This window comes from Pseudorhodobacter aquimaris, assembly GCF_001202025.1.
GTDB lineage: Bacteria > Pseudomonadota > Alphaproteobacteria > Rhodobacterales > Rhodobacteraceae > Pseudorhodobacter > Pseudorhodobacter aquimaris.
Genome location: NZ_LGHS01000070.1, coordinates 39543 through 57835, shown reverse-complemented (window position 1 = coordinate 57835; position 18293 = coordinate 39543). Strand labels below are relative to the sequence as shown.

Here is an 18293-nt window from a genome sequence, read left to right as displayed (position 1 = left end):
GGCACCGCCCCCGGGATGCCGCATTGGAAACTATGACTGTGGTCTCACATATTCGTTAAAATTCTTCTTCCACCGACCAAGCCGCTGGCAGGGCGCACCGCTCACAGCCCGTTGGCGCGGCGCACAGCCGCTGCAAAGCGGTCAATATGGCGGCGGCCAACGCTATCGCTCATCGTTTTCCCTTGGCGGGGGCGCACCGAAAGGGTCACCAGCCGCTCACCGACTGCCATCAAGGTGCGCCAGGATTCGCTTTTTTGATCCTCCGCGCTACGGGTCAGCCCCAAGGTGATACCGCCCGGAATATCGCGTAGATCATGTATGGTAATATCGTCGTTGCTGCCCGCACCACGCAACGCGTCCTTACCCTCGGGCGTGTCGAAATAGGGGGCGAGGGCGGCTTTGGTCAGGATCACGCCTTTGGCGCCCCCCTTTGGACCCACAGTCGCTGCAAGGATCGCCCCCTCAGAGCCGTCGCAGGGCGCAAAGGCAACAAATTCCGCGCCGTCAAATATCTGGCGCGTGCGCGTAAGCGGGCAAAACTCCGCAGGTCCTGCCAGCTTTACCCCCGAAAGTGCAACGCCCCTACGTTCAGCCTGACCCGACTGTGGTGAGGCTGTGGTACCGGGTGCAACGCAGCCCGATACCAGAAAGACACAGATGCAGGCCTTACTGATCCATGTAGACATGCCGCTCTTTCTGTGCGCCGGGATGCGTCACAGCGCCAAGCCGCGCGCCCCCCACAAGCTGCGCATATTTCCAAAGGGCGCCGCTGTCATATTCGGTCTGGCGCGGGCCTTTCCAATTGGCCTTGCGGGTGGCAAGCTCTTCGTCGGTCAGATCCACCGACAGCTCGCCGGTGATGGCGTTCAGAGTGATCATATCGCCGTTTTGCAGCAAGGCGATCGGGCCACCATGGGCCGCCTCCGGGCCGACATGGCCCACGCAGAAGCCACGGGTCGCGCCTGAAAAACGCCCGTCCGTGATCAAAGCCACTTTCTTGCCCATGCCTTGACCCGAAAGTGCGGCCGTAGTCGAAAGCATCTCACGCATACCGGGACCGCCAGCGGGGCCCTCGTTGCGGATGACGATCACTTCGCCTTCCTCATAGCCGCGGGCCTTGACGGCCTCAAAGGCCTCTTCTTCGCATTCGAACACACGCGCCGGCCCTTTGAACACTTGCTGTTCCTCGGACATGCCGGCAACCTTTACAATCGCGCCTTCGGGGGCAAGGTTACCCTTCAGGCCAACAACGCCGCCGGTTTTGGTGATCGGGCTAGCGACAGGGTGGATCACACGGCCGTCAGCCTCACGCTGGATCAGGTCAAGCTCTTCGCCCATGGAACGGCCCGAGGCGGTGATGCAATCCTCATGCATCAGGCCCGCCTTGCGCAATTCTTTCATCACAACCGGAATACCGCCTGCCTCATAGAGGTCCTTGGCGACATATTGCCCGCCAGGCTTGAGGTCGACAAAATAGGGCGTATCGCGGAAAATCTCACAGACGTCCGAGAGATCGAAATCGATCCCCGCCTCATGCGCGATCGCGGGCAAATGCAGCCCGGCATTGGTGGAGCCACCCGTACAAGCCACAACCCGTGCCGCGTTTTCCAGTGACTTAAGAGTGACGATATCGCGGGCGCGGATGTTTTTCTCGATCAGGTTCATCACGGCCACGCCAGAGGCCTCGCCGTATTGGTCGCGGCTTTCATAAGGTGCCGGCGCACCCGAAGAATTCATCAGCGCAAGGCCGATCGCCTCAGAGACACACGCCATGGTATTGGCGGTGAACTGGCCGCCACACGCCCCTGCCGAAGGACAAGCGACACGCTCCAAAATCTCAAGCTCGGCATCCGACATATTGCCGGCCTGATGCTGGCCCACGGCCTCGAACACATCCTGCACGGTGACATCCTTGCCGTTCAGACGGCCCGGAAGGATCGACCCGCCATAGATAAACACCGACGGCGTGTTCAACCGCACCATCGCCATCATCATCCCCGGCAGGGATTTGTCGCACCCCGCAAGCCCCACAATCGCGTCATAGCAATGACCGCGCATTGTCAGCTCTACCGTGTCGGCAATCGCCTCACGCGAGGCGAGCGAGGAACGCATGCCTTCATGGCCCATCGCAATCCCATCGGTCACGGTGATGGTGGTGAATTCGCGCGGGGTGCCGCCACCCTTTTTCACGCCCCCCTTGACCGATTGTGCCTGACGGCTCAACGCGATGTTGCAAGGTGCGGCCTCATTCCAGCAGGTCGCAACCCCGACCCATGGCTGGTGAATCTCTTCCTCGGTGATTCCCATGGAGTAGAAGTAAGAGCGGTGCGGCGCACGCGACGGGCCTTCGGTCACATGACGGGATGGCAGTTTGGATTTGTCGAAACGGGAGTTCTTCATGGCTGGTCCTTCCGGAATGTCGCTTTGAACAAGGGGATAAAGCGGTGATGCACAAGGGGCAAGACGCGATTGCACGCAGATTGCCGCAGCTATGGTATTTTAGGCAAGGAAAAGGACAGAAAGGCGCAAGATTACATCGCCCGCACCGTTGCAAGCCCCCTAAGCGGGTTATGCTAAACGGAAACCCGCTTGCAGCGAAGGTCGATCCGGTCATAGATTTGACCACCGCCAAGCCCACCGGACCGATCCTGAGGAGCAGACCATGCCCGACTATCCCGCCCTCGCAGCAAAACTGACCGATCAACCCGATCTTTATACAGCGCTTCTGCTTGCCGCCGCAGACGGGCCGTTGGCGCTGACCGAATTGCTGGGCCATTGCACACCAAAGATCAGGTCGCGGCTGGCCTCGGTCGATCAGGGCCTGCTGCGTGCGGTGTTACGCGCAGGCGCGGGCCAAGAGGCGGTCGAGGGTGCAGGCGCAATCGTCAGCCACCTAAGAGCCGTCGATGCATCTCCAGTGTTTCGGCCCGAAATCAACAGCGGCCCCAGCATCTCCTTGCCCACCGGCGGCCAGCGCGCCGATATGCCCGCCTTTTCCGATCCGGCATTCGATATCTGGTTCACCGCACAAGGCGTGCCTTATGGCATAGGACTTTATGCGGAAAACCGCACCGTCTATGCCGCCGAACAATTTGCCGATAGCGCCAGCCATGAACGCCGTACCGTTCACCTTGGCATTGATGTCTTTGCCCCCGCAGGTGTGGCCGTCCATGCCCCCCTTGCAGGTGTGGTGCGGCATCTGACCTATAACGCCGATCCTCTGGATTATGGCCATACCCTGATATTGGAACATGACGGGCCGGTGCCATTCTTTACCCTTTACGGTCATCTGGGCGGCAGCCTGCCCGACCTGCTTGCGGTGGGCGACAGGGTGGCGGCCGGTCAGGTGATTGCCCATCTGGGCGACTGGCATGAAAATGGCGGTTGGGCCCCGCATCTGCATTTCCAGGTCATGACATCAATGCTGGAGCAAAATAGGGGTAACTTCTTTGGCGTCGGCCATGCGGGGCTGTGGTCGGTCTGGTCACAGATTTGCCCCGACCCAAACCTGATCTTGCGCCTAGAACAGTCACGTTTTTCGTTCTAAGGCGGGCAAACCATTAGGGGATTGTGTTTTTGTCAGCCACGCGGTAATTAGAACCATTCTAAACTGGAGTGAGCCATGATCCCGGGATTTTCCAACCGTCGCCGCTTTTCGGACCTGTCCGAGCAGGAAATTCTAGCGCTGGCAATTTCATCCGAAGAGGACGACGCCCGCATTTATCGCAGCTACGCGGAAATGCTGCGCAAGGATTATCCAGCCTCTGCCGCCGTTTTTGATGGCATGGCCGAGGAAGAGGACAGCCACCGCCACCGCCTGATCGATCTGCATGTCGCGCGCTTTGGCAAGGTGATCCCGCTGATCCGGCGCGAACATGTGGCCGGTTTCTATGCCCGCCGTCCGGTTTGGTTGACCGAAAACCTCGGGCTGGAGAAAATCCGGGGTGAAGCCGCCGCGATGGAGCATGACGCCCAAGCCTTCTATACCCGCGCGGCCAGCCGCACCTCTGACGCCGCCACGCGCAAGCTGTTGGGGGATCTGGCCACCGCCGAAGCCCAGCACGAAGACCTGGCGCATGCCTTGCAAGATGAGCACCTCGGCAGTGATGCCCGCAGCGAGGAAGACCGCAATGCCCACCGCCAGTTTGTGCTGACATGGGTGCAGCCGGGGCTGGCGGGGTTGATGGACGGGTCGGTTTCCACGCTTGCGCCCATTTTTGCGGTGGCCTTTGCCACGCATGACAACCACACGACCTTGCTGGTTGGTCTGGCCGCAGCCATCGGGGCGGGGATTTCCATGGGCTTTACCGAGGCCGCATCAGATGACGGGCAGCTTTCGGGGCGCGGGTCGCCGGTCAAACGCGGGATCGCCGCGGGGGTGATGACCACTTTGGGCGGGTTGGGCCATGCCCTGCCCTATCTGATCCCCGATTTCTGGACCGCCACCACGATCGCCATTGCGCTGGTATTTGTAGAGCTATGGGCAATTGCCTGGATCCAGAACCGCTATATGGAAACGCCGTTCATGCGCGCCGCGTTTCAGGTGGTGCTGGGCGGCGCGCTGGTTCTGGGGGCGGGGATGCTTATCGGGGCCGGTTAATCACAAGGGGTGGAAACAAAGGCGTCAATCGCGGCAATTGCATCCTCGGCTGTTTCGACAAATCGAAAGAGGCCAAGATCTTCGGGTGAGATTGTCCCAGCCTCGGCCAGCGCCTCCCAGTTGATAATCCGTTGCCAGAATTCCTTGCCAAACAGCAAGAAGGGAATGCGGTTCATGCGGCCGGTCTGAATCAGGGTCAGGCTTTCGAACATCTCATCCAATGTACCAAAGCCGCCGGGAAAGATGCAGATCGCAGCGGCGCGCATCAGGAAATGCATCTTGCGGATGGCAAAGTAGTGGAAGTTGAAACATAGATCAGGCGTGACATATTCATTGGGCGCCTGTTCATGCGGCAGCACAATGTTCAGGCCGATGCTTTGCCCGCCCGCCTCGGCAGCGCCGCGGTTTCCCGCCTCCATCACGCCTGGTCCGCCGCCGGTAACGATCACATTCTGACGGCCATAGCTGGCCATTGAACGTTCTGTCATCAGACGCGCAAAGGTCTGCGCCTCGGCATAATATTTGGTCAATTCAGCCAGCGTCTCGGTGCGGGCGGTGTCTTTTTTTGCAGGCTCGGGGATGCGCGCGCCGCCGAACAGCACAATCGTGGATTCAATCCCACGCTCATCCATCACCAATTGCGGCTTGAGCAATTCCAACTGCAACCGCACGGGGCGCAATTCCTCACGGCACATGAATTCATGGTCGGTAAAGGCAAGCCGGTAGGCAGGCGCACGGGTTTGCGGCGTATCGGGAACCTCGCGGACCGCTTTCACATCTTGCTGGCTGTCGCGAAAAGGGTGCTTGCGGTTGTCGTCTTTCATCAATGGTCCTTGCTCTGCAATTGCGTGACTTTGCATCAACGTCTATAGCCTTGGGCAAAGCGTGACCACCGTAAAGGAATATGACATGAACAATGCAGCCCTAGAGACCGCCATTGAAACCGCGTGGGAGGCCCGCGATGGCATCACCCCCGCCACCAAGGGCGAGACCCGCGACGCGATCGAGGCAACCCTGACCGCGCTGGATTCCGGCACATTGCGCGTGGCCGAAAAGCGGGGCGCGGATTGGCATGTGAACCAATGGGCGAAAAAGGCGGTGCTGCTGTCGTTCCGTCTGACCGATATGCATGAGATTTCCGGTGCCAATGGCAACACCAACTGGTGGGACAAGGTGCCCTCCAAGGTGCAAGGCTGGACCGAGGCCGACTGGCGCAGCGCCGGTTTCCGCGCGGTTCCGGGGTCCATCGTGCGGCGCTCGGCCTATATCGCCAAGGGTGTGGTCCTGATGCCCTCTTTCGTCAACATCGGCGCCTATGTCGATGAGGGCACCATGGTCGACGCATGGGCCACCGTCGGTTCCTGCGCGCAAATCGGCAAGAATGTGCATCTGTCGGGCGGTGTCGGCATCGGCGGCGTGCTGGAACCGATGCAGGCCGGCCCGACGATCATCGAGGACAACTGCTTTATCGGCGCACGCTCCGAAGTGGTTGAGGGCTGCATCATCCGCGAAGGTTCGGTTTTGGGGATGGGCGTCTTTATCGGCCAGTCGACCAAGATCGTTGACCGCGAAACCGGTGCGGTGACCTATGGCGAAGTGCCTGCGGGCTCGGTGGTTGTTGCGGGCTCGATGCCGTCGAAGAACGGGATCAACCTTTACTGTGCCGTGATCGTGAAGAAAGTGGATGCGCAAACACGCTCCAAAACCTCGATCAACGATTTGCTACGCGACTAAACACCTTTGCCCCGAGGGCCATGCACCGTCGGGGCGGGTTAAGACGCCCAATCATCTTTGAGCGTCACACAGGGGACATGAGGATGCAGGAACGGCGGCGGACGGTAAGAAGGCTGGCGCTTTTCAATACGCTTTTGGGGATCAGGCGGTCCAGAAACGGTGACTTCGCGCTGGGGGTGGTGCTGGCCACGATTGCGGGGGCGGCCAATGCGGGGGGGTTCTTTGCCTTGGGGCAATATACCTCACATATGACGGGCTATGTCTCGACGCTGGCCGATAACATTGCGGTGCTGAACGGCAAGGTTGTACTGGTCAGCCTTTGTGCCATCGCGGCCTTTATCCTTGGGTCTGCCACAAGCACCGCCATGATTCATTGGGCCAGGCTGCGCCGACGGCGTCAGAAATTTGCCCTGCCGATGGCACTTCAGGGGTGCTTGCTGTTCGGCTTTTCCTGGGCGGGTTATCTGACCAGCACGGCGGGGCTGACCTTTGCGCTGGCGCTTTTGTGTTTTGCGATGGGGATGCAGAACGCGACGATCACCAAAATATCGGATGCGCGGATCCGCACGACCCATGTCACCGGCCTTGTCACCGATATCGGTATAGAGCTGGGCCGCGCCGGCTTTGGCATCTTGTCACCACAAACCGGCGTGGCCGCCGACAGGGGCAAGGTCAAGACCCTGCTGGCTCTGGTCCTATCGTTCCTGATCGGCGGGGTGGTCGGGGCGATCGGCTATAACAACGTCGGGTTCTTCTTTTCGATGCCACTCGCACTGGTCCTGCTGGGGCTGTCGGTGCCGCTTTTGGTGCGACACCGCCGCAGCGCGCCCTAACCCGCCTTGATCATCGCCGCCGCCTTCTCGGCGATCATCACCGTCGGGCTGGAGGTATTACCCGACACGATTGTCGGCATGATCGAGGCATCAACCACGCGCAAGCCCGCAAGCCCATGCACCCTAAGCTGCGCATCGACAACGGCCATCGGATCATCACCCATCTTGCAAGTGCCAACAGGGTGAAAAATCGTGGTCGCAATGTCGCCGATGGATTTCAACAGAGCCTCACGCTCTGTCACCTGCGCGCCGGGGAGATGTTCCTCTGGGGCAAAGGGGGCAAAGGCAGGCTGGGCCATGATCTTGCGTGTCACCGCAATGGCATTGATCGCGGTTTGCTGGTCATCCGGGGTCGAAAGGTAGTTCGGCGCGATACAAGGGGCATCACTGGCCGAGTTGCTGCGCAGCGTAACCGTACCGCGGCTGCTGGGGCGCAGGTTGCACACGCTGGCCGTAATCGCCGGAAACTTGTGCAGATCCGCGCCAAAGCTGTCGAGGGAAAGCGGCTGGACGTGATACTCAAGATCGGCCGTGGCCTTGTCGGGGCTGGAATAGGCGAATGCCCCCAGCTGGCTCGGGGCCATCGACATCGGACCAGAGCGTGACCACGCATATTCCGCCGCGATCTTGGCCTTGCCCCACAGGTTGCCCGCAATCTGGTTCAGGGTTTTGGTGTTGGAGACCTTATACACGGTGCGGATCTGCAAATGGTCCTGAAGGTTCTGCCCCACACCCGGCAGATCATGCAGCGGCGCGATGTCATGCTCGGCCAGATGCGCGGCAGGGCCGATCCCCGAGAGCATCAAAACATGCGGAGAGCCGATCGCCCCCGCCGAGAGGATCACCTCTTTATTGCAATGCGCCTGACGCGGGGTGCCGTTCTCGGTATAGGCCACGCCTGTAGCCTGCTGCCCGTCCAATATCACATTCTGCGCAACAGCATGGGTTTGCACCGTCAGGTTGGGCCGCTTCAACGCGGGCCGCAAAAACGCCTTGGCAGAGCTGACACGCCAACCGCCCCGCTGGTTCACCTGAAAATAGCCACAACCGAAGTTGTCGCCTTTGTTAAAGTCGTCGGTCTTGGGGATCCCCGCCTGATCAGCCGCCTCTTGAAAGGCATCCAGCACATCCCACCGCAGGCGCTGTCCCTCAACCCGCCATTCACCGCCCGAGGAATGCGCATCGTCTTCAAGGACGCCGTTATCCTCGGATTTCAGGAAATAGGGCAAGACATCATCCCACGCCCAGCCCGCATTTCCCATCTGCCGCCAGCCGTCATAATCGGCCGCCTGCCCGCGCATATAGATCATACCGTTGATCGCCGTACAGCCGCCCAGCACCCGACCGCGCGGATAGTTCAGCGCGCGGTTGTTCAGCCCCGGCTCGGCCTCGGTCTTGAAGCACCAATCGGCACGCGGGTTGCCCATGCAATACAGGTAGCCCACCGGAATATGCACCCAAGGGTGGGTGTCACGCCCCCCCGCCTCCAACAGCAGCACCGAGGTTTCAGGGTCTTCTGACAAGCGGTTGGCCAGCACACAGCCCGCCGCACCGGCCCCGATGATGATGTAGTCAAAACGCTGCATGAATGCCCCCCTATTTTCCCACAGGCCACGATAACCCGAAATAGCAGGGGGGTGAAATGCCTAACTTTGGGTCTGCGGCTTGCGATCCCATTGTGCCGTCATTTTGCGGTTAAGCCATGTCAGCGCCACCAGCGACAGGCCCAGCCCCATAAAGGAAAACACCCGGATCAACCCCGAAAGCCCAGACATATCGACCAAAAATACCTTGGCCACCGTCAGGGCAACCCCCGCCATTGCCACCTTGCGCAACACAGCAGACCGTTTGCCAAAGGCAAAGATCAACAGCGCCACCGCCGCGACCAGCATGGCCAGCGTATAGGTGTAAAGCTCGGGGTCCGAAAACCCCGGCACGGTCAGATCACGCCCGCGCCACAACCGCCGGATTTCCATCCCTGTATAGGCGGTCGCAAACAGGCTGGCGGCAAGGATGAACCCGATGCGCAGACGACGGCCTATATGGGTGATCTTCCACGCCGCCACCGCGAACACCGCCGCCAAGGGCAGAAAGGCCAGCGCCAGACTGTCCAGAACCGGCGGGCCGGTGATAATCTCATCATAAGCCGTCAGCGGGTTGGAAAAGGTGAACAACACCGCAAGTGTGCCCAGTGCTGCAAGCCCGTAGGCCCCCGCAACCAAAGCACGCAACAAGGTCATGAACCGGTTGCCACCCCGCATCCGATAGAGCTGGTTGAGCGTCAGCGCGACCCAGATCGTCGACATAAGACCCATGACCCAATGGCTGTCGCTTGCGGCACGCGGGGCGGCGCGCAACAGCGTCACCGCCAAAAATACACCAAGGATTGTCCAGCATGCGCTTTCCAGCACCAGCGCGGTTTTGGGCCGTCGTATGCGCGAGAATTGCCATGCAATGCCCAAAAGCACAAGCGGGCCAAGAAAGGCGAAGGCAACCTCAAAATAGGCAGTCAAATAGGCCTGATCCGCGTAATCCCAGCCCGCCGCCCAATCGAGCCCCGGCCAGATGACCAGCCTGAACGTGATGATCGCAACCGCGATTTGGATGAAAAGCGATACCGGCGGCAGGGCATGGCGGCGGTCCAGCAGGACCGTGCCCAGCACCATAACCGACAAGGCCACCGTCAGCGCGGATTTGGTCAACACAAGGAAAAATGCCAGTGTGATCAGTGTCAGCGCTGCCACGGCAAACACCCCCGTGCGCAAGGGTGCCCCCACATCCCCCAAGGCCGTGCGGGTCGCGAAAAACACCATCAACCCCGCCATCGCAATTGCGGCGAGCGCCCAGGGGTATTGCCCCAACAGCGGAGCGGGCACCCAAAGAAACTCAAGCACAAGCACGGTCGCCGGGGCGAATACCGCCGCACTCAGCGCCCAGAAGCTGGCCGCACCGGGGTCACGCCCTACTGCCCATTGCATCCGTGCAAACATCAGACAGCTTCCCACAGCGCCCATCCCCGCCAAAACCCAGACAGTTTGGGGGATGGCCGGGGCGGGTCCTGCCTCAACCGTCAGGCCCGCCGTATAAAAGTAACGAAACAGTGCACCGTAATAAATCGCCTCCAGCGCGATCACCGCCAGGAACGCCGCGCCGGGGATAAGCGCGTGATCGTAAAGAGCAGGCGCCTCCTTGGTCCAGATCGTGGTGGCAACCAACAAGAGCGCCAGCGCGAAAATCGCCAACCAAACCGTATCAGCAGAGGTTGCGTCCGACTGCACCCAAAGGGCTGCCAAACCGGCGGCCAGCGTTGCGCCAAATGCCACCCTTGTGGGGAACGCAGGCACAATCTTGCCTCGGCTGCGCAGCATATCCAACATGGTTGCCCCAGACTGACGCGGGATCAAGCCGCGTTCGGGGATGGCAAAGGCCGCCAGCGCCACAATCATGACACCTGCCAGAAAATGCAGATCAGCGCCCCGCGCCAGATAGAGCACCGCCATGCCGCCCATCGGCACAATCAGCCCCAAGACCGAAACCCAAGCCCAGCGCTTGATCGTGTCAATCCCCAGCGCCACGATCGCAACCATCGCCAGATAGTAATGCACCATCCACGCGCTATCCGAATTGCTGCCCGTCATAAAGGGGGCAAGCGTGGCCCCCAAAACGCCGACCGCCGCCAGAACCGGCCCGTAAAACCAGCCCAATATCAAAGCGCAGCCCGAGACCCCCGCCAACCCCAAAAGGGTCGTTCCCGGCCCCGTCAGATCATAAAGCGCACGGGCAGAAAACACCGCCGCATAAAGCACGACAATCCCCGCACCAGACAGGGTAGAGGGCAAAAACCGTGTGGCCCCAACCTCATCGCCCGCCCTGCGGCGAATAACCTCTCCGGCGGCAATCAGCACCGCGCCAAAGCCTAGCGCCGCCACAACCCGCCAGAACGGTGTCAAAAGCCCGTTCTCGACACCATATTGCACCATGAACAGGCCCGCCAGCGCCAGCGAGGCCGCCGCAATCGCCAAGACCCAGTTTTCGTGCAGCCATGCAAAAACCCCGCCAATCAGACCGGGCTTGAAGACAAAGGCGGGGGCGGGATGATCTTCCACCTCAGACGCGGGCGGGGGGACCGGCCATGCCGCCTTGGCCGGTTGAATAGCGGATGAATCGGTGGACGGCACGGCGGGAGGCGCGGCCGCCTCCGGATTGCTCATAGCACCGGCCTGTAGTTGCGCGACCAACTGCTCCAACTTGCGAAACCGCGCCTTTAGGCCAAGATGCGAAATAAAGAGGTAGGGGACAATCACCACAACCAAAAGCACCGCAATTGCGGCAAGGGTCAACAGAATCTCAAGCTCGCCCATAACGTATCCCCGTACCGCCGTGCATTAGCGGCCGGACTTGCCCGTCCAGCTTGCCAACCATGCCTTGAAGCGCGCCCAAAGACCGTCGGCGCGGGCGTCCACCTCATCAAAGGTGTCGCCGATACTTTCCAGCGTGGGGTCAATGGTACGTTCCCGAAACTGTGCCCACATCCGCCACAGCAAAAGCAAAACACCCGCCAGAACGATAAAGAAAATCACGTTGAACCACGGGAAAACCTTGACGTCCGGCCCCTCAACGGGACGCATGCTGATGGCGTTGGGAAAGATGCTCATGAATTCATTGCGCCAGCCGTAATGCGTGATCGCCACCCAACGCGGGTTATCGGCGCTGGAGATCATATTCTGTGCCTCGGTCTGCAGGTTGGAACCGTCCAGCTTGAAGTAGGGCGGCCAGCCCCAGCCGGTATCCTCATTGCGGTAGACCATCGGCTTTCCGTTGCTGCGAAAGGTCTGGATGAAGAACACATCACGGTTTTTATCGACCGCATTGCCCACATCCGGGCTGGCCCAGAAAAAGGAATTCTCACCGAAATCAATGCGGCGGTTTTCCGTGCCGACCACCCGCGCAATATCCCTCTGCGGCAGGGTGTAGTGGAAAAAGGAAAACAATAGCAACGCGATGATTGCAAGGAATGTCCATTTTACATAGCGCATTGGCGGGTCCCTTTCAGGCAAAATTCAATAGATAAATGGCCGCTATCACGGCCAGCGTCGGAAGGACATAGACAAGCCAGATCAGTTTCTTACGCAAACCCCTGTCATATTCGGCCATGCCCGCCTCGATATAGGCTTCCCGCTCTCCGGGGCCCTGCTCGGCATCCCATTCTTTTTCCAGTTCTTCGCGCTGGGTGGATCTGGAATAGATGCTGAGCAGAAAATACAACACCGTCAGGGCGATATAGCCAAAAAAGGCCAGCCGGAAAAACCCCATCATCGTCTCCCTTTGCGGGCCGGGCCCCAAGGCCCTGCCAGATGCGTTCTGCGGGATTTGGCTTTGGGCGCGGCGCGCTCTGCCTCATCCATCGCCGGTTCTGCCCCGAAAAGGGCGCGGCGGGCACCGGCTTTATCCACCATATACTCCCGCTCCAGAAAATCCGCGATATAGCCGCGCTTGCGGTCCGACCAGGTGGCATAGCTGCTATAGAACAGCTCTTTATGGGTGATGAACATCTGCCGCACATCCAAAGGCGCAAGCTGGGACAAAAGCATATTCACAAGATCACGGTCCGCATGGGGCCGCGCGCGCAGGGTATAGAAATAGGCCGGATGCTCGGACGTGATGCGCGGCCAGTCACCGCCCCCCTCGACCCAGGCCAAAAGCCGCGAGAGACCCTGAAACTCCTGCGGTAGGGCCGCGCCAAGCTGACGGGCGGTCTTGCGCAGGTCGTTGCGCGTGGCAAGACCCAGATCAAGGTTCAGCGCATCCGCCGCATCCACCAGAATGAAATCCATTTTCTGGCGCAGCACCGCCGCGCTATCCATGCCCCGCGCCTTTACGATAGGCTCCACCAGCCCGCAGCGTTCCAGCCAATCGGCAATGCGATTGCGCTCGGCAATGGTCATCACCAAACCGTCCAGCCCACTTTGCGGCACAACCGAGATCACCGCAGGCAGTTTCACATCGCGAAACACATAAAGCCCGCCGAAATGCGAGGTCCAGAAATTCGCTTGCTCGAATCTCATCTTGGGCAGCGCAATCGGAACCCGCGTCACATCGCCGGTCTTTTTCGCCATGCCGATCATCTCGGCGATCAACACGTCATCGCGCCAACCCGCAGGCTCTTTGCGGAAACGGTCGATCATCTGCCCCAGCCTGGCCGCATCCGCGACATGGCCACCGATTGTATCGGCCTCAATGGTGATGCGGCGCATGTCCAAAAGGCGGTCGGGGGTGGAAACCTCAAAGACGCTATTGGCCAATTCCCCCGCCACGGCATCGCGGGCGGTAAGAGCGAAGAGCTGCGCCTCATTGGCCTCGATAAACTGCCGCAAGATCCCGCGAGAGGTGGAGAACGTCACATTCAGCAAGGGTGAGGTTTTCTGCGCCGTTGTTAGCAGGATGAACTGTCGGTTACAGCCATTGGGATTGAGGTAGCGGTCATCGCCCAGCTCCTCGCCCACCTCGGGGCTAAAGCCGGAAATGTCGATGTGGAAATCGGTCAACTCGGTGCGCTTGCCCGTCAGATGCGCCAGCGCGCGGTTATAACGGTCGATCAACGCCGGAGAAGACACCTCTACCAGATTGCCGAACATCAAACCCTTTTCGATCAGGCGCTTCATTGGCTGTCCCTCAGGGCATTAACCTTGGCAGCAGCACGCCCAAAGGCATAAAGATACCACGGCACCCAGAAGATGGCCGAGAACCCCGCCAGCCCTGCCGCCTCCCAAAACCGGGGGCGAAGCGTTGCCATCTCATCGGGGTTGAACACAAACATTACCAGAACCGCAGACGCCCCACAGAGCAACAGTCCCATCATCCGCGCATGAATCGGCCCCTTGTCAAAGAGCATCGCAGGGCGGGTCACCAAAGGGACAATCACAAATGAGATATAGGCAAAAGCGACAAGGATAACCGCGAACAGGATCACAAAGGTCATGACTGCGCCTTTCCTGCCAGATACCGCCGTTTGGCCTCTTCCTGTCGGGCGAAATCGCGGACCATATTGGTGATCGCCGCCTCATCGGATTTATCGGCATAGCGGAACTCGCTATCGGCATAGCGGTTGATTTCCTGCACCACCATATCCACCGTGATCTTGCGGGTCATATCCCGGATCATCGCCAGCTTTTCATCATAGGGTTTAAACAAGAACAGATCCGGCGCCTCCATCCATTCATCCGGCAGCTCGAAATCCATCGCGCGCACCTTCACCGCATCGGTGATATTCTTGATCGCACGGCCGGTAAAGCGCGGATCGGCGACCTGAATCGCCTTCAGATAGGTGCCCAGTTTGGCAATTGTATCCAGCGGGCCAATTTCGCGGGTGATGCGCTCCCATATACGCAAAAGGCCCTCTTCATGCGGGCGGGCGTGGCCCTCAAAGCTGGCAGCAACGGCGCGCGTCATCTCTTGGGCGGCAAAAAGGTCATGGGCGCCCAAGGGGATATCGTGGTTCTTGCCCATCAACAGGGCCAGAATATCGATGTAATCCTCACGCGTTTGCGGCCCATCGACCAAAAAGCGCGCGGCGGCGCGTTGGCGCAGGGCATCATCGACATTCTCGGGATAGTTGGAGAACATGCCAAAGGTGCAATTGCCGCGCACCACCGTATTGGCACCGGCAAAAGCCTCCATGAACACGGCCGTGACCTCTTGTTGCCCGGCCGAGGATTGCTTGTTGCCGCGTTTGCCCGCGATCTGGTCGATGTCGTCAATGGTGCCGAAACCGATCACCGCAGGGTCCAGAATGTTGCTGATAAAAGCCTTGGCGTTCTGCCCCGATTTGCCCTGATAGCTGTCGATCTGGTCAATGGAGAAATTTTGATAGCGGAACGGATACCCCGCCACCTTGCAATAATCATTGAGCAAGCCCGCCATCATCTGGATCAGCGTGGTTTTCCCCGTCCCCGGCGCGCCATCGCCCATAAAGGTGAACACAAAACCGCCCATCTCGGCAAAAGGGTTCAGCTTGCGGTCAAAGTCATAGGCCATCAGCATCTTGGCCAGACGCAGGGCTTGATGCTTGGCGATATGGTTGCCGACGACCTCATTGGGCTTTTTGAAGGTCATCGTCAGCGCGGTGCCACGCGCGGCCCGCGCCGGTTTGAACCCTGCGATTGTCAGGTTGTCGGCCTCTACCCGCCAACTCGCGGCGGTAAAGGGCGCGATACGGGGGGCGTCTTGGCCGCGCAGGGCGACGCTGGCCATCAGCTGTTCGGCATAGGCAAGCACCGTGGCGACAAGGCTTGCGTCATCTTGTGCGTAGGCGGCTATGCTTTGATCCAGTTCCCATATCGCGCCGTGCAGGGCAAGGGGGGCGTTATCGGTCAGCAACTCCTCCGCCGCGCCGATGTCCACCACATGCTCAGAGGCATGCGGCGCCAGCAAAAAGGCGGTGGCATTGGCGAAACTATACAGGACGGCCAAGGCCTCTGCCGCCAACAGCTCGGTAAATTCGAGCTTGCGAGGGGTGGGGAGGCGGCCTTCGAGATTGGCCTTCTTCAGTTCCGCCAAAGGGGTTTGGCGCGCGTATTCCCCCCCCACCGCCAGCGCAATCGCCAAGGCGCGGCGCAAGCCCTGCGCGACCGTGGCCTGAAGCGGCGAGGTCAGCGGGTCATCATCCTGGGCCATCCGGTCCAACAGGCGCACCCCCTCGGCCCGCGCGGTCGGGCGCGTCACCAACCCCGGCGTGGTAGAGCGGAACCGGCGCGCGCCCACCGTCACGCCCGGCGATCTTTCCCGCGGTGCCTCGGCACGCGCAGAGGCAATGCGCGGCGTGTGGTCAAGCCCCGTCAGCATCGCGGTGGCGGCGGGGTAATGCGCGGTGATATCCTCTTCGCGCAGCTCCATCGTGTCGCGTGTTGTCATTCCTGCATTCCCTTGCAATTACCGCTGCGCAATGATGCGACCACCGGCCCCGACCACGAATTTGCGCACATCGGCAAAACCCGCGGGGCGCTTTTCGGCCAGCGCCTGATAGGGGCGTTCGGGCATGATCAGCATCCGCGTCATCGCCGTCGCGCCAATATCTGCCAACCCCGGCCCGCCAAACGGGCCAGAGGCAAAAACCTGCCGCTCAACCGAGGAAAACCACCCCGTTTTCACGGTTTCCTCACGTTCGGCCAGCAAATCCTCGATGGTCCAGACCAGCGCCCAATCCTGCCCCGCCTCGGGGCGCGCCGCCGCCAGAACATCGGAAATCGGCCCCGATTGCAGCGTGAAACTGCTGGAATACATCGGCCCCAGATGGATACGCCGCAACCGCTTGGGATGGAGATCGTCGAAATCGGTGTCAAACCCCTTGGCAATCGTCACCAGCTTGAGCCCGTCCACCGATTGCGCCATCAGATGCGCCTGCATCTGCGGCCAGCGCCGGTCGTCGCGCGGCAGAGAGGTCTTGCCGCTATCCTCAACATTTAAAAGATAAATCACCGGCAGATTGGTTTGCGTGTCGTAAACCGCCCAATGCACCAGCCATGAACGGCGGCCACGATCCTCGCCCAACCATTGCACGTCGGGATCATTGCGCGCCCAGAACGGTGTCCCTTGCATCAGGGCTTCATAGTAAAGCCGCTGCGACAGGGTGAATTGCAGCCGTGTCGGGATCACCAGTTCACCGACGATCTGGCGGATCATCTCATCTTTCAGTTCCACCTCAGAGGGCAGCTGCGACAAGTACCGCTCGGCCTGCTGGGCGTCATTGGCCATGACCAGCAATTCCTGCGCAATCGGAAAGCCGCTTTCATGACGATCAAACGTGAGCTGACCCGGCAAAGGCCCGTCAACCCGCCCGGTCATCAGGTATTTATAGCCCAAGGCCTGAAACGTCAGGTTCAACCGCCCGATATACCCCCCGATCACCCGCGCGTCCAAACGCGAAAGCTGGCCGTCCCGTTCCAACTCGGCGGCGACGCGGCCCAGATGGCCTGTGATCTTGTCAAACTTGTCGAAGTAACGCCGGATGATGGCCGCGTCGTAAAGCTCTTCGTGATCGTCGGTTAAGCCGTTCACATTACCCGCCGTATTGGTTCTTGTCGTGTTTTTCCACAATAGAGGCAAAGCGCCGCGCAAAACGTTCATCCGCCTTGGCCTTCGCCTCCAGAACCTTGCGGGCGAATACCATATGGTCGCCGTGCGCTTCCATCATATCGGCCATCCGGTTGTTGGTGGCGGTGCCAATGGCGGCCATAGCGGCTTGCGCCTCTTGATCGGTTTTAACGCCAATTTCATTGATGCGATGCGCCACATCCTGCTGCTGCGCGGTCTTGAGGCTGGAGGTCAGCGCATCATAAAGCACCACCCGCTGTTTGGTATCGGTTTGCAGCTTGTTGATCAGAACCATCTGGGTCGCCGCCTGATTTTGCAGGCTGTCCATCCAGGTTTTGCCCTTTTCGATATAACGCTCCAGCGTCTGGGATTTCGCCAGATCGACCTGCTCTTGCTGCACCAGCGCGTTATAGCGGGTATTGAGCGCGGCCAGCTCACTTTCCAGTTTGGTGCGTTTGGCGGCATCCTGTTCGACACTGATCTTGCCCTCCAGGGCGATGATCTGTGGGTCCATCCCCATGATCTCGGCGCGCAGGGTTTCAAGGCTGGCCACGGTCGCCTCGCGGTCCGTCAGCGTGCCGGTCAGATTGGCCTCCACACTGGCCTTCTGGGCATTCAGCATATCCAGCTGACCCTGCAACAGCTTGACGATAATGTCGGATTTCGCAATCAGATCCTGCAGCTTGTCATCGATAGAGGCGTTGCGCATCCGTTCCTGCCGCATCGATTCCGATTTTGCATTAGAGAAAATCCCGATGAAGCTTTCCATCCCGGTTTTGTTGCGCATCTCGTCGAAATCACGGCTGAACCCCGCCGTAACATCATCCAGCCCCATGATCAGATCGGCGATATTGGCATTCATCAAATCGGTGTGCTGGTGGACATCCTCCAGCGTGGCGGTTTCCACATCAATAGCGGTGTCGCCCGCCTCGATCTGGCTGGTAATCGCAGAGATCTTGCTCTGCACCTTTGCCACCTGATCTTGGCTTTCGCGGATCTTGCTGTCGAAATCTGCCATATAGGCCTCCGATGTGAAT

At 60.0% G+C, this 18293-nt stretch carries 16 protein-coding genes; 4 read left to right on the top strand and 12 right to left on the bottom strand.

Annotated features, from left to right (window positions below; genetic code table 11):
- Positions 1–101: 101 nt before the first annotated feature.
- Positions 102–686: a hypothetical protein gene (locus AKU94_RS14650; protein WP_050528007.1), complete on the bottom strand. Its 585-nt coding sequence runs from the start codon at positions 684–686 to the stop codon at positions 102–104.
- Positions 667–2400: a dihydroxy-acid dehydratase gene (gene ilvD / locus AKU94_RS14645; RefSeq protein ID WP_050528006.1), complete on the bottom strand. Its 1734-nt coding sequence runs from the start codon at positions 2398–2400 to the stop codon at positions 667–669. The genes AKU94_RS14650 and ilvD overlap by 20 nt, the downstream gene beginning before the upstream one ends.
- Positions 2401–2662: 262 nt before the next feature.
- On the opposite strand from ilvD, the gene AKU94_RS14640 reads away from it, so the two are divergent.
- Both AKU94_RS14640 and mbfA read left to right on the top strand, forming a co-directional pair.
- On the top strand, positions 2663–3547 hold the full coding sequence (locus AKU94_RS14640; protein WP_050528005.1) for a peptidoglycan DD-metalloendopeptidase family protein: 885 nt from the start codon (positions 2663–2665) through the stop codon (positions 3545–3547).
- Between the two features lie 75 nt (positions 3548–3622).
- Positions 3623–4600: an iron exporter MbfA gene (gene mbfA, locus AKU94_RS14635; RefSeq protein WP_050528004.1), complete on the top strand. Its 978-nt coding sequence runs from the start codon at positions 3623–3625 to the stop codon at positions 4598–4600.
- Here mbfA and AKU94_RS14630 read toward each other — a convergent pair.
- On the bottom strand, positions 4597–5424 hold the full coding sequence (locus tag AKU94_RS14630; RefSeq protein ID WP_050528003.1) for an LOG family protein: 828 nt from the start codon (positions 5422–5424) through the stop codon (positions 4597–4599). The two genes, mbfA and AKU94_RS14630, sit on opposite strands and share 4 nt — an antisense overlap.
- Positions 5425–5509: 85 nt before the next feature.
- On the opposite strand from AKU94_RS14630, the gene dapD reads away from it, so the two are divergent.
- Both dapD and AKU94_RS14620 read left to right on the top strand, forming a co-directional pair.
- Positions 5510–6334, top strand: coding sequence for a 2,3,4,5-tetrahydropyridine-2,6-dicarboxylate N-succinyltransferase (dapD, locus tag AKU94_RS14625; protein ID WP_050528002.1), 825 nt, complete (start codon positions 5510–5512; stop codon positions 6332–6334).
- 83 nt (positions 6335–6417) lie between these two features.
- Positions 6418–7167, top strand: a complete 750-nt coding sequence (locus AKU94_RS14620; protein WP_050528001.1) for a YoaK family protein — start codon at positions 6418–6420, stop codon at positions 7165–7167.
- On the opposite strand, the gene AKU94_RS14615 is transcribed toward AKU94_RS14620, so the two are convergent.
- From AKU94_RS14615 to AKU94_RS14575, 9 genes are read right to left on the bottom strand one after another with little or no spacing between them, the layout of a single operon-like run.
- Positions 7164–8753, bottom strand: a complete 1590-nt coding sequence (locus AKU94_RS14615) for a GMC family oxidoreductase (RefSeq protein WP_050528000.1) — start codon at positions 8751–8753, stop codon at positions 7164–7166. The two genes, AKU94_RS14620 and AKU94_RS14615, sit on opposite strands and share 4 nt — an antisense overlap.
- A 60-nt stretch (positions 8754–8813) precedes the next feature.
- On the bottom strand, positions 8814–11528 hold the full coding sequence (locus AKU94_RS14610) for a DUF2339 domain-containing protein (RefSeq protein ID WP_050527999.1): 2715 nt from the start codon (positions 11526–11528) through the stop codon (positions 8814–8816).
- Between the two features lie 24 nt (positions 11529–11552).
- Positions 11553–12203: a DUF1523 family protein gene (locus AKU94_RS14605; RefSeq protein WP_050527998.1), complete on the bottom strand. Its 651-nt coding sequence runs from the start codon at positions 12201–12203 to the stop codon at positions 11553–11555.
- Between the two features lie 13 nt (positions 12204–12216).
- Positions 12217–12483, bottom strand: a complete 267-nt coding sequence (locus AKU94_RS14600; RefSeq protein WP_050527997.1) for a hypothetical protein — start codon at positions 12481–12483, stop codon at positions 12217–12219.
- Entirely contained in the window at positions 12480–13829 is a 1350-nt protein-coding gene (locus AKU94_RS14595; protein ID WP_050527996.1) for a DUF6638 family protein, read from the bottom strand. Before AKU94_RS14595 ends, AKU94_RS14600 begins: the two co-directional genes overlap by 4 nt.
- A complete protein-coding gene (locus AKU94_RS14590) occupies positions 13826–14146 on the bottom strand; it encodes a hypothetical protein (RefSeq protein ID WP_050527995.1) in 321 nt (106 codons plus the stop codon). Before AKU94_RS14590 ends, AKU94_RS14595 begins: the two co-directional genes overlap by 4 nt.
- The gene (locus AKU94_RS14585) at positions 14143–16077 is read right to left on the bottom strand and encodes an AAA family ATPase (protein WP_050527994.1); all 1935 of its coding nucleotides are present in this window, start codon (positions 16075–16077) and stop codon (positions 14143–14145) included. The genes AKU94_RS14590 and AKU94_RS14585 overlap by 4 nt, the downstream gene beginning before the upstream one ends.
- Before the next feature lie 18 nt (positions 16078–16095).
- Complete coding sequence (locus tag AKU94_RS14580) at positions 16096–17220, bottom strand: hypothetical protein (RefSeq protein WP_050527993.1); 1125 nt, start codon at positions 17218–17220, stop codon at positions 16096–16098.
- A gap of 1 nt (position 17221) precedes the next feature.
- The gene (locus tag AKU94_RS14575; RefSeq protein WP_050527992.1) at positions 17222–18274 is read right to left on the bottom strand and encodes a GumC domain-containing protein; all 1053 of its coding nucleotides are present in this window, start codon (positions 18272–18274) and stop codon (positions 17222–17224) included.
- Positions 18275–18293: the final 19 nt, after the last annotated feature.